The sequence below is a fragment of the Thermococcus sp. genome (genome assembly GCF_027066465.1).
Classification (GTDB): Archaea; Methanobacteriota_B; Thermococci; order Thermococcales; family Thermococcaceae; genus Thermococcus.
In genome coordinates, this window is record NZ_JAMONU010000109.1 from 1 (window position 1) to 10,355 (window position 10,355).

Annotated in this window: 12 protein-coding genes and 1 tRNA gene; 7 read left to right on the plus strand and 6 right to left on the minus strand. The window is 54.1% G+C overall.

The window, feature by feature from the left end:
• Positions 1 to 86 precede the first annotated feature (86 nt).
• Positions 87 to 164 (minus strand) — tRNA-Arg (locus tag MVK46_RS05030).
• A 90-nt stretch (positions 165 to 254) separates the two neighbouring features.
• Here MVK46_RS05030 and MVK46_RS05035 point away from each other — a divergent pair.
• From MVK46_RS05035 to MVK46_RS05045, 3 genes are read left to right on the plus strand one after another with little or no spacing between them, the layout of a single operon-like run.
• Positions 255 to 620 carry a BlaI/MecI/CopY family transcriptional regulator gene (locus MVK46_RS05035; protein ID WP_297535554.1) on the plus strand — a complete coding sequence of 122 codons (366 nt, stop codon included), beginning with the start codon at positions 255 to 257 and terminating at the stop codon, positions 618 to 620.
• On the plus strand, positions 620 to 1,405 hold the full coding sequence (locus MVK46_RS05040) for a M48 family metallopeptidase (RefSeq protein WP_367182632.1): 786 nt from the start codon (positions 620 to 622) through the stop codon (positions 1,403 to 1,405). Before MVK46_RS05035 ends, MVK46_RS05040 begins: the two co-directional genes overlap by 1 nt.
• A complete protein-coding gene (locus tag MVK46_RS05045; RefSeq protein ID WP_297535555.1) occupies positions 1,405 to 1,941 on the plus strand; it encodes a cytidine/deoxycytidylate deaminase family protein in 537 nt (178 codons plus the stop codon). Before MVK46_RS05040 ends, MVK46_RS05045 begins: the two co-directional genes overlap by 1 nt.
• Here MVK46_RS05045 and MVK46_RS05050 read toward each other — a convergent pair.
• Positions 1,934 to 2,302, minus strand: a complete 369-nt coding sequence (locus MVK46_RS05050) for a DUF2304 family protein (RefSeq protein WP_297535556.1) — start codon at positions 2,300 to 2,302, stop codon at positions 1,934 to 1,936. The two genes, MVK46_RS05045 and MVK46_RS05050, sit on opposite strands and share 8 nt — an antisense overlap.
• A gap of 5 nt (positions 2,303 to 2,307) precedes the next feature.
• Positions 2,308 to 3,630 carry an HAD-IA family hydrolase gene (locus tag MVK46_RS05055; RefSeq protein WP_297535557.1) on the minus strand — a complete coding sequence of 441 codons (1,323 nt, stop codon included), beginning with the start codon at positions 3,628 to 3,630 and terminating at the stop codon, positions 2,308 to 2,310.
• Between the two features lie 54 nt (positions 3,631 to 3,684).
• Here MVK46_RS05055 and MVK46_RS05060 point away from each other — a divergent pair, with 54 nt between their 5' ends.
• Positions 3,685 to 4,572 (plus strand): glycosyltransferase 4 family protein, encoded by an 888-nt coding sequence (locus MVK46_RS05060; RefSeq protein WP_297535558.1) that lies wholly within the window; start codon positions 3,685 to 3,687, stop codon positions 4,570 to 4,572.
• Here the strand turns inward: MVK46_RS05060 and cas6 are convergent.
• Positions 4,532 to 5,278 (minus strand): CRISPR-associated endoribonuclease Cas6, encoded by a 747-nt coding sequence (gene cas6, locus MVK46_RS05065; RefSeq protein WP_297535559.1) that lies wholly within the window; start codon positions 5,276 to 5,278, stop codon positions 4,532 to 4,534. The genes MVK46_RS05060 and cas6 overlap by 41 nt on opposite strands.
• 167 nt (positions 5,279 to 5,445) lie before the next feature.
• Here cas6 and MVK46_RS05070 point away from each other — a divergent pair, with 167 nt between their 5' ends.
• The 3 genes from MVK46_RS05070 (at position 5,446) to MVK46_RS05080 (ending at position 8,226) form a co-directional block, all read left to right on the plus strand.
• Positions 5,446 to 6,642: a proteasome-activating nucleotidase gene (locus MVK46_RS05070; RefSeq protein ID WP_297535560.1), complete on the plus strand. Its 1,197-nt coding sequence runs from the start codon at positions 5,446 to 5,448 to the stop codon at positions 6,640 to 6,642.
• A gap of 170 nt (positions 6,643 to 6,812) precedes the next feature.
• Positions 6,813 to 7,745, plus strand: coding sequence for a serine/threonine-protein kinase RIO2 (locus tag MVK46_RS05075; protein WP_297535561.1), 933 nt, complete (start codon positions 6,813 to 6,815; stop codon positions 7,743 to 7,745).
• Positions 7,735 to 8,226 (plus strand): hypothetical protein, encoded by a 492-nt coding sequence (locus MVK46_RS05080; RefSeq protein WP_297535562.1) that lies wholly within the window; start codon positions 7,735 to 7,737, stop codon positions 8,224 to 8,226. The genes MVK46_RS05075 and MVK46_RS05080 overlap by 11 nt, the downstream gene beginning before the upstream one ends.
• On the opposite strand, the gene MVK46_RS05085 is transcribed toward MVK46_RS05080, so the two are convergent.
• Together MVK46_RS05085 and MVK46_RS05090 are read right to left on the minus strand one after the other, a co-directional pair.
• Complete coding sequence (locus MVK46_RS05085) at positions 8,195 to 9,133, minus strand: radical SAM protein (RefSeq protein ID WP_297535563.1); 939 nt, start codon at positions 9,131 to 9,133, stop codon at positions 8,195 to 8,197. The genes MVK46_RS05080 and MVK46_RS05085 overlap by 32 nt on opposite strands.
• Positions 9,123 to 10,283, minus strand: coding sequence for an MFS transporter (locus tag MVK46_RS05090; protein WP_297535565.1), 1,161 nt, complete (start codon positions 10,281 to 10,283; stop codon positions 9,123 to 9,125). The genes MVK46_RS05085 and MVK46_RS05090 overlap by 11 nt, the downstream gene beginning before the upstream one ends.
• Positions 10,284 to 10,355: the final 72 nt, after the last annotated feature.

Below are 10,355 nucleotides of genomic sequence, written 5' to 3' on the forward strand. Positions count from 1 at the left end.
GCTTAACAGAACCCGGAAGATTAAAAGTTTTTAGGTTGGGGGCACGTGCTTCTCTGGGAGTCTCTCCTGGAACTGGAATGTTTTTCTGGCGGGCCGGGCGGGATTTGAACCCGCGACCTTCGGCTCCGGAGGCCGACGCTCTGTCCAGGCTAAGCCACCGGCCCACCTGCAACTACTCGGCAACGGGAATTTAAAAACCTTGCCGGACAAAACTTTATTAGGAGGCGGTTTCATAGATACCAACGGTGATGTGAGTGGAGCCCCATGAGTTCAAACTAACGGAGGAGGGCATAAAAGCAGTTCTTCCGCCCCTTGAGGCTGAGATAATGGAGCTCATGTGGAGGTTAAAAGTTGCGACCGCGGGGCAGGTTTACGAGCACATAAAGGAGAACCATCCCGAGATAAGGCGCTCCACCGTAAGCATACTGATGAACCGCCTGTGTGAGAAAGGTCTCCTCAAGAGGAGCGTTGAAAAAGGCAGGGGTGGCATGAGATACGTGTACTCTATAACGACCACAAGGGAGGAGTTTGAGGAAAAGGTCGTCAAGAGCATACTGGATGCCCTTATGACGAACTTCAGGGAGGCAACTTACGCATACCTTTCAAAAATTAAGAAGTGATGGGCATGTTCTACGTAATCCTTGTCCTTGAAATCCTTCTGATAATAAAAGCCCTTGGAGATTTGGGAATAGGCGTGGCCATCGGCTCCTGCGTGCTCTTAGTTGTGGTATACCTCTGGGCCATGAGGCACAAATACGGGGAGGGTCTGATTCCCCTAGAGAGGGAGGCAATGCCTTGGCTCTACGATGGGGTAGCGGAGCTTGCCGAGAAGGCAGGGGTGCCAATGCCCAAAGTTTATCTCCTTGACGACTACATTCCGAACGCATACTCCTTTGGAAACACAATAGTCCTGTCGCTGGGCCTCCTTGAGGTTCTCGACGAAGGGGAAGTTCTCGCAGTTGCGGCCCACGAGCTTGGTCACATAAAGAACGGGGACACGAGGAGCTTTCCAATAGTGACCTACGGACGTTTTCTGATGCTTGTAATAACGGGCCTCCTGGTAATTGCCGGTGAGAGCCTCGTAAAGGTGGCGGCCGTTCTTCTGTATCTGGCCTACGAGCTTACAAGGACGGAGTTCATGAAGAACAGGGAGTTTAAAGCCGATGAAACGGCGCTCAGACTGCTCGAAGTCCCGATGACACTGAAAGAAGCCCTTGAGGAACTTAAGTATTACGAAGACCTGAGAACGAACGTCAAGCTCAGTGCGGTTCCGAGCATAGAGCCGAGTATAGAGAGGGACCGCAAGAGGATAACCATAGTGGAAACGCACCCGAGTTACGAGGAGAGGATACTCCGCATCACCGTTGAGATTAACAGCCTGATGAACATCAAGAAGGTTCAGTGATGGGTATGATTGAGATAGTGCTTGACGAGAAAAAGGCTGAGAGAATAAAGAAGATTAGACCCACGAAGGACGAGTATTTCATGCTCATAGCGAAGCTGGTCTCGCTTAGAGCAACCTGTCCGAGGCTTAGAGTTGGTGCCGTTGCCGTTAAAGACGGCTACATTCTGGCGACCGGCTACAACGGCGCGCCGAGGGGAATGGACCACTGCATAGACGTCGGTTGTCTCATCGTTGACGGCCACTGCCACAGGGCCGTTCATGCGGAGCAGAACGTCATAGCAATGGCCGCTCGGAAGGGAATAAGCCTCGAAGGGGCCACGCTTTACGTCACCCACTTTCCCTGCGACACCTGCTTCAAGCTCCTGATAAACGCCGGAATCAAGGAGATAGTCTACGAAGAGATGTACCCCAACGAGGCAACAGAGGTGCTCCTGAGGGAGGCGCAGGAAAAGGGGATAGTTAAGATAAGACAGTTCAGACTCTCAAAGGAGCGCGTGAGGGTTTTCCTGGAGGAGCTGTTTGGGGAGTTCATTTAAGTTTTTTCTCAATCTCCTCCAGCCTTCTGTTGAGTTCCTCAAGTTCTATTGCCACTTTTCTCGTCAGTTCGGTTATTTCCCTTTCTGTTCTGTCCACGGAGAGGTAAACCTTGAAGATTATCAGATACGCGAGTCCTATGGCCACTATGAACAGTGCGTCGAGTCCCCTTCCAAGTCCCAGCAACCTCTTGATTTCGTTTGCGACCCTAATCGGGAACAGGGCGACTATGAAGAGGCCGAGCAGTATGGCCTCCCAGAACAGAAAGTCCCCCCACTCGAACTCTCCCCTTTTGTACTGTCCGACGACGTACGCTATAAGGGCGAGGACAACCACTATGGCAATCGCCTGTATCGCATACATTTCAATCACCTCAGCTTATCAAAGAGGAGGTTGAGGGCTATCTTAACGCCCTCCAAGACGTTCGTTCCCTTCCTCATGGAGTACTCGGTGTAAACGGCTTTGATTGGAACCTCGACTATTCTGCATCCGGCCTTTGAGGCCTCTATGATTATCTCACTCGAAACGGCGTAGCGGTCGCAGGTAATCCTTATCCTGCGGAGACATTCTCCGCTGAAGCATCTCAGACCGCTCTGGCTATCGCTGACGTATCTGCGGGCGAAAAGTGCGGTAACTGCATCGAGAACAAAGTTCCCGAACTTCTTTATGAAGGGCATCTGGCTCGTGTCCCCCTTAAGTCTTGAGCCAACGGCAAAGTCAGCCTTTCCCTCGGCGACCGGTTTCATGACGCGGAGCGCATCGCTTATGAGATGCTGACCGTCGGCATCGAAGGTTAAGACGAGCTTTGCGTTTTTCCTGACCGCGTATGCGAAGCCGGTTCCCAGAGCTCCCCCAAGCCCTCTGTTGACGAGATGCGTCAGAACATGAACGCCGTGGGAACGGGCTATTTCTTCGGTTCTGTCCCTGGAGCCATCGTTTATTACTATTATCTCATCCCTTTTGAAGTAGCGGAGGAGCTCTTCTAAAACGCTTCCAATGGTCTTTTCCTCGTTGTAGGCTGGAACTACAACGTAGGTGGAGAGAAGTCTCTCGAACAGTTCCTTGAGCTGAGCCAGGTTTTCAACCTCAAAGTCAGCTTCGGCCTTTACCTGAAAGCTCATTCTGCCCGCTTGGTGTCCGCTCACGAGAACGCTCAAGGCCCCGAGCTCCCTAGCGGGAAGGATGTCGTATCCGTGGTCGCCAACGACCACTGTTTTCTCCGGGGGGACACCAGCTTCTTCAAGAATCCTCCTCAGGTGTTCTGCTCTAGGTTTAAGCTCCTTGGAGGGAACATCATCCCTTGTGAGCACAATGTCAAAGTAATCCTCAAGGGAGTGCATTTTAAGGGCTTTGACGGCTGCTTTTCTTGAACTGCGCGTCATCAGGGCAAGCTTTATACCCTTTTTCTTCAGGAACTCGAGAACGTCTCTGGCTCCGGGAAACGGGTAGCTCTCCTCCATTCTCTCGGCCTCAAGTTCGACCAAGATTGAATATAGCTCCTCAAAGGGCCTTCCCGTCCTCTTTGAAAGCTCCAGGAGGCCCTCGTACATAGGTGTTAGCTCTCCGATGGTGTCCTTCGGGATTCCCATTTCCACTAACTTGCTCTTAAGCTCATCTTTGATTTCACGGAAGGGCCTTTTTGCGCCTATGAGTGTTCCATCGAGGTCAAACACCACGAGCTTTATGTCCATGCTACCACCGAAGGGTTTATTTTTTGGAGTCTCCAAGATGGCCTGGTGTTAGAGATGATAGCACTCTTTATAGCTTTAATCTTATCGCTCATCCTCACGCCCTACGTCGCGGCTCTAATGAGGAGCGCCGGGATAACCGGAAGGGACATACACAAGCCGGAGAAACCCGAAGTTCCGGAGATGGGGGGAATAGCCATAGCCCTGACCGTTGGGGTGGTGGGCTGTCTCTGGGGAAGGTACCTTCTGCCGTTTCTGCTCCTGGCCTTTGTTGGGGTCGTTGATGATTTAACGGCGCTGAAGCAGTCCCATAAGGTTGTTCTTTCCATTCTGGCGTCGATTCCAGCTGCGTTCTTCAACGTTGGACACACGATAAACCTCTTCGGGCACGTGCTGAACCTCGGCGTTCTTTATCCTCTCTTCGCGGTTCTGTTCATAACGGGTTCCGCAAACCTCGTCAACATGCTCGCCGGATTCAACGGGCTTGAGGTTGGAACGAGCGCGGTAGCGCTGGCCGTCCTTTCCGTAATAACCACAGGAACCGCCAGGGAGATTGCACTGGTTGGCCTCGGCGCGTCCCTCGGCTTTCTGTGGTGGAACAGGTATCCGGCAAAGGTTTTTCCAGGCGATACCGGAACGCTCAGCTTGGGCGCTTTGATGGGTATAGTTGGACTAGTTGGAAAGGTTGAGGTCTACGCCGCCATGCTGTTAATTCCTCACTTCTTGGACTTCGTCATAAAGGCGGCGGGAGTTCGCTTTGGGGTAAGAAAGAGGGGTAAAACCGAAGTTCTGCCCGATGGAACGTTGAAAGCGCCCCCCTATCCGAGCTTTCTGGGGTTCATAATGAAAAGAGTTAAAGTGAAAGAACCCCAGCTGGTGGCGATAGTGTGGGCGATTGAGGCCTTTATAGGTCTTCTCGTCCTGGTTCTGAGTCAATCACTTTGACCATTCCAAACCCGTATCTCGTTTTCTCCCCGAACCCCGTTTCATAGCCGAAGAGTGCTATCTCCTTCGAGCCCGTGTATCTAAAAACCATGAGGGAGCTTCTGAAATAGGTGTCCCTGACGAGAATCCTGACCGGCTTGAACTTGAGAACCTCCAGGTGAAAGTCCTTGTCGTCGGGCATCTCCCCGTAGAGGGTTGAGTAACGCATCAGCATAACTTTCCTTAGCTTGTCAAAGAACATTTCATCCGAAGGGTATAGGTCCCATATTTTCATTCTTCCGTCAACGAACTTCACGGTTCTGACGAGTATGGGGCTGAGAGTCGAGAATAGAACTTCTCTTCCAATGTTGGGCTCCCTCAGAACTTTAACGTCCTCCGCTATGAAGGCCGCGTTCCCTATCTTTAGGAGGGGGTCGTCGATGAAGCCCTCTGCTATGGCCTTTATGACGTCGGGAGAATGAGATGATATGTAAAGTGAAACGTCGTCGGAGAGAACTCTAATCCCCTGTTCGGGAAGAAGCTCCCTTTTGCGGACCATTATCCTTGAGAACGTGAAGTAATCAGCGTGACTCGTTTCAACGTCCCGGGCAAGTTCGGGTGAGACGAGGTACATCTTGTTGAGTATCTGGGTATAGACTTCGTAGTTGTAATTGAACGGCAGTACCGTGCCCTCCTCAGCGGGTCTTAGTTTTACCTCGATGCGCATTCTACCCCACCCCGTGGATATACCGTTCATAATATGAACACAACGTTAATAAGAATTTCGTATATTGGGCGTCTGGGCGTATACTATTTCGAAAAGTCATCAATAGAGAGAGGATAGAGTTAAAAAGGCATGACGAAGATAGATACCTTGGGAGAGGTGAAACTGGAATGAGCGTTGAGGATATAAACGTTGGACATCCAGAGGGTTACGATGACTACATTATGTATCTGAAGAGGAGAATCAGACAGCTTGAACTCCAGGTTAGAACCCTTGAGGCTGATAAAGAGCGGCTGGAAAGGGAGCTTTCAAGGCTCAGAATGGAGATGTCAAGGCTGAGGCAACCACCTGCCTTTGCGGGGACGGTTATAGAGGTTCTTGACGAAGAGAGGGCCATAGTTCAGAACTACAACGGACCGCGCTTCGTCGTCAGAATAGCCCCGTGGATAGAGAGGGACAAGCTCAAGCCCGGCTCAAGGGTCGCTTTGGACCAGAGGACTATGGCGATAGTCGAGCTACTCCCGACCGAGAAGGACCCGAGCGTCCTCGGCTTTGAGGTCATAGAGAGGCCCAGGGTCACCTACAAGGACATCGGCGGTCTTGATAAGCAGTTGCAGGAGCTCCGCGAGGCCATAGAGCTTCCGCTTAAGCATCCAGAGCTCTTTGAAAAGGTTGGAATCGAGCCCCCGAAGGGAGTCCTGCTCTACGGGCCACCTGGCTGTGGAAAGACCCTCATGGCGAAGGCCCTCGCGAGAGAGGTCAACGCAACCTTCATCCGCGTCGTTGGAAGCGAACTGGTTAGGAAGTTCATCGGAGAGGGTGCCCGCTTGGTCCATGAACTTTTCGAGCTCGCCAAGGAGAAGGCCCCAACGATAATCTTCATCGATGAGATTGACGCGATTGGAGCCAAGAGAATGGACGAGACGACCGGTGGTGAGAGGGAAGTCAATAGAACCCTGATGCAGCTCCTAGCAGAGATGGACGGCTTCGACCCGCGCGGGAACGTTAAGGTCATAGCGGCAACCAACAGGCCCGACATCCTCGACCCGGCTTTGCTGAGGCCGGGAAGGTTCGACAGGCTGATTGAAGTCCCGCTCCCGGACTTCCGCGGAAGGCTTGAGATACTCAAGGTCCACACGAGGAAGATGAATCTGAAGGACGTTGACCTGCGCATCATAGCGGAACTCACCGAGGGCGCGAGCGGAGCGGATTTGAAGGCCATAGCGACCGAGGCTGGAATGTTCGCCATCAGGGACAGGAGGGAGTACGTCACGCAGGACGACTTCCTCAGGGCCGTGGAGAAGGTTTTGGGGGCCGAAAAGAGGCTCGCCCAGGCTATAGCGATGCACGAGGTCATGTACGGCTGACCTTTTCTGCCCTCTTCATCCCCTTTATTACCCCCACGCCGGGGCGTAGAGAACCGCTACGGCGAAGAAGGCTTCTCGGTAGCCGAATTGAGCGCTTAAAAGTCTGTTGGACAAAGGTGGCCGGACTAACTTTATAAAAACCGGGAGGTAGTAACGCTTGGAGGGGGGAGATGGTCAGCAAACTTCTAGCCCTCGAAGCTTATCCAAACCTCCGCGATTTGGACTTCAGAATCCTCAGGGGAGTTGAACTCAACATGAGGCACCACAAGTGGGTGCCCTTAGAGGAGGTAGCGCGCTTTGCCGGGGTGGACGTTGAGACCGCATCGTTTCGGCTCGGCAGGCTCGACGACATGTCCCTCGTCAGGCGGAGGAGCGACATAGGCTACATAGGCTATCAGCTCACGATACACGGCTACGACGTTTTGGCCATAAGGGCCCTCGCGAGGAAAGGCGTTGTAGAGGCGATAAGCACGACGCAGATTGGAGTCGGAAAGGACGCGGACGTTTACGTTGGGGTAACCCCGACCGGTGAGAAAGTTGCCGTTAAGTTCAACCGGGTTGGGGGCAGGACAGCCTCAAGGAGAGCTGGCTACCACTCCCACGTCTTCGCCGATAAACACCACACGAGCTGGCTCTACGTTTCAAGGCTCATCGCGAAGAAGGAATACGACGCTCTGGTCCTGCTCAGCCCGATTGCAAGGGTTCCGAAGCCGGTAGCCTGGAACAGGCATGTTCTCGTCATGGAGTTCGTTGAGGGGACCGAGCTGGCGGAGCTGAGGGATGATGAGCTGACGAGGGAAGAAGCCAGGGAAGTCCTCGACAGAATCCTCGAGGAGTACCTCAAGATAGTGCGCTTTGGTATAGTTCACTCGGATTTAAGTGAGTTCAACGTCGTTTTAACGGACGATGATATCCTGATAATAGACTGGGCCCAGCACCTCACCACAGCTCACCCGGAGAGCTACGAGCTGTTGAAGAGGGACCTAACTGTCATCCTTAACGCCTTTAGGAGAAGGTGGCGGGTTGAAAGGAGGTTTGATGAGGTGTGGCCCTCCTTTGAAAAGGCCTGGCGTGAAAGCAGGGGTGAGAGAGATGGTGATTAAATACGAGCCGCTTAACAGGAGGGAGAGGATAGTCAGGCTCTTCAGGGAAGCCCTCGAGGCCGAGAACAGGAAGGACCTCGAAACCGCGAAGAGTAAGCTGGACGAAATACTGCACGAGAGCCTTAACACTGAGCCGGAGTTCTACTTCGAGGCCTGCTTCCGGCTGGCGGAGATATTCCTGCAGGAGGACAACTATCGGGGAGCCGTGAAGTGCGCCTTTAGGGCGATTCTGAGGGCACCGAGTGAGGACCACTACAGGCTCGGCGTGAAGAGGCTCGGGGACATACTCGCGATAATCAAGAGGGAGGGGAAGCTGGGTGAACTTGCCGAGAACATGGAGGCCACGCTAAAGCTGGTTGAAGAGGACGAAGAACTCCGCCGCTTCGCCGAGGCCCTGGTAAAGCTTGCACAGGGAAAAAAGGTCAGGGAGAAGTTTACACTGCCCGAGTTCAACGAGGTCTTCGAGAGCCTAATTGAGTAACCACCCTCTCAACGAAATCTTTTTCCGGCAGAAGGGGGAAGTTGTAGGGCTCTTTCTTTGGCCTCTCGTTGTAGTAGGGCCTGTTGCAGGCTGGACAGCCGTGCGTTGCGAAAACCGATGGCGGAACCTCGATGCCAGCTAAATCGAAGCCCTTTATGGAGTCCCCTTCGAAGATTATCCTGTTGCCCAGGCCCTTTTCGACGAGCCACCTCGCCAGCTGGATTTTACGGTAGCGCTCGATGCTCGGCGGTTCAAGGTTCTCAAGCCCCGTTCCCCTCAGGGGGGTGAAGGCGAAGAGTGAAACATCGGCCCCAATCGCGTAGGCCCTCTCGAAGACCTTCACAAGCTCCCTGTCGGTTTCGCCGAGGCCGACTATGACGTGGATTAAAGCTTTTCCCTGGCCGAGAACGTCAACTACCCTCCCTGCAAAGCTCCACATCTTGTCCCACTCAAAGTCGGGTTTTATCTCGCTAAAGAGTCTCTCGCTCGCAACGTCGAGGCCCACTCCGACGTAGTCAACGCCGAGCCCCTTAAATTCCTCAAGCGTTTCCCTCGAAACGGGCGTTATCGAGACCGAGACCGGCAAGCCGAGGGGCTTGAACGCCCTCAGAAGTGCCAGAACGTCGTCGAGCATTCCGGGGTAGTCTATCGTCTGGAGGCATATCCTTCCGAAACGGCCGTTGGGAAGGGCTTTGATGACTTTTTTGAGCTCGAAGGCCGGCCAGGTGACGCGGGAGAGCCTGTCGAGGTTTGTCCTGCTGGAGCGCGCCTGGGCGCAGAATGCGCAGTCGTTGGCGCACTTGCCGGGCCAGTAAGTCATCAGATACGCGGTCGTTGGCTTGGCAAGGAGCTTCGCCCTGATTAGGCCCATCGCTATCGCCGTTCCGTAGGAGACCCTAACGAGCATTGACCTTCCCCCAGATGACGGGCGCGTAGAGGGTTATAAAACCGACCCCCAGGATGAGCGGGAGGAGCGGAAAGACGCCGGCGTAACCATAGAGCTGGGCGGCGTAGCCGAGGCTGACCTGACCGGCGAGCGTTCCGAGGTCGAAGAACATCGTGTAGATTCCAGAACCCATCGTTCTTATTCTCCCCGGAAGGTCGCCGAGGGCCATCAGCTGCATGGCCGGAACCGCCAGTCCAAAGCCTGCTCCTATTAGGGCGGCGCTGACATAGGAGCGGGGCGGGAGGGTGTAGAGGTTGAGCAGAACGTAGCCGGCGAGCATAAGGGTTAGGCCCAGGGTTGTTATCGGGACGGGACCGCGCCTGTCGGCGCTTTTACCGCCAATAACGCGCGTCATGAAGGAGAATATTCCGATGACCATCATGTAGTAGCCGAAGAGGCTCTGGGGCAGGGAGAGGGACTTGTAAAGGGCAGGCAGATACGTTGTAACACCCGCGTAGCTCATCGAGAACATGAAAAGCGTCAGCGATGCTGAAACGAAAGTTATCCTGAGCAGTTCGCGGTAGCTGGCCTTTTCGTGCTCCCTCGGCCTGACGACTTCACCCGCCTCGCGCCACGCGATGAGCGCGAAGAGTGCTCCGACCCCGGAGAAGATTGCCGTTAGAGCGAAGGCTCCGGCGAAGCCTATTACATCGGAGGCGTAGCCGCCTATGGCCGGCCCGATTATGTTGCCGAGGGAGAACATCATGCCACGCCAGCCGAGGGTCTCACCAACCCTACCTGCTGGAGCCAAATCAACGGCCGTTGAGAGGCTTGAGGGGAAGAAGAGGCCCATCGAGAAGCCGTGAATGGCCCTTGCAAAGGCGAAGAGGTAAACGTTGGCACTTATTGCCGAGACCACGTAGAGGACTCCAGCAATTAAGCCGAGCAGGTTCCCGCCGACGAGGGCGTGAAAGCGATAACCTCTGTCGCCGACTGCACCTCCTATGGGCTTGGAGACGAGGGAGAGGAAAGAGGTAACGCCTGCAACGAGGCCGACGAGAAAGGGCTCGGCGTGGAGGCTGACGAGGAACGGGGAAACTACTGGTGTTACGACGCTTATTCCGAGGAAGAAAAAGAAGGTCGAGATGTTGAGGAGCCAGACGTTCCTCATCGAGACCACTAAACACCAGCCTCCGGTTTCTCCATGCCGTCCCTCATGAAGGCGTAGCTCATGTGCTTGGTG

Bases quoted from the DNA above. Each gene is read 5' to 3' on its own strand.
- MVK46_RS05085 (WP_297535563.1), bottom strand. From the start codon at position 9,133: ATGCTCGTTAGGGTCTCCTACGGAACGGCGATAGCGATGGGCCTAATC.
- MVK46_RS05050 (WP_297535556.1), bottom strand. From the start codon at position 2,302: ATGTATGCGATACAGGCGATTGCCATAGTGGTTGTCCTCGCCCTTATA.
- MVK46_RS05040 (WP_367182632.1), top strand. From the start codon at position 620: ATGGGCATGTTCTACGTAATCCTTGTCCTTGAAATCCTTCTGATAATA.
- MVK46_RS05055 (WP_297535557.1), bottom strand. From the start codon at position 3,630: ATGGACATAAAGCTCGTGGTGTTTGACCTCGATGGAACACTCATAGGC.
- MVK46_RS05070 (WP_297535560.1), top strand. From the start codon at position 5,446: ATGAGCGTTGAGGATATAAACGTTGGACATCCAGAGGGTTACGATGAC.
- MVK46_RS05080 (WP_297535562.1), top strand. From the start codon at position 7,735: ATGGTGATTAAATACGAGCCGCTTAACAGGAGGGAGAGGATAGTCAGG.
- cas6 (WP_297535559.1), bottom strand. From the start codon at position 5,278: ATGCGCATCGAGGTAAAACTAAGACCCGCTGAGGAGGGCACGGTACTG.
- MVK46_RS05075 (WP_297535561.1), top strand. From the start codon at position 6,813: ATGGTCAGCAAACTTCTAGCCCTCGAAGCTTATCCAAACCTCCGCGAT.
- MVK46_RS05045 (WP_297535555.1), top strand. From the start codon at position 1,405: ATGGGTATGATTGAGATAGTGCTTGACGAGAAAAAGGCTGAGAGAATA.
- MVK46_RS05060 (WP_297535558.1), top strand. From the start codon at position 3,685: ATGATAGCACTCTTTATAGCTTTAATCTTATCGCTCATCCTCACGCCC.
- MVK46_RS05090 (WP_297535565.1), bottom strand. From the start codon at position 10,283: ATGAGGAACGTCTGGCTCCTCAACATCTCGACCTTCTTTTTCTTCCTC.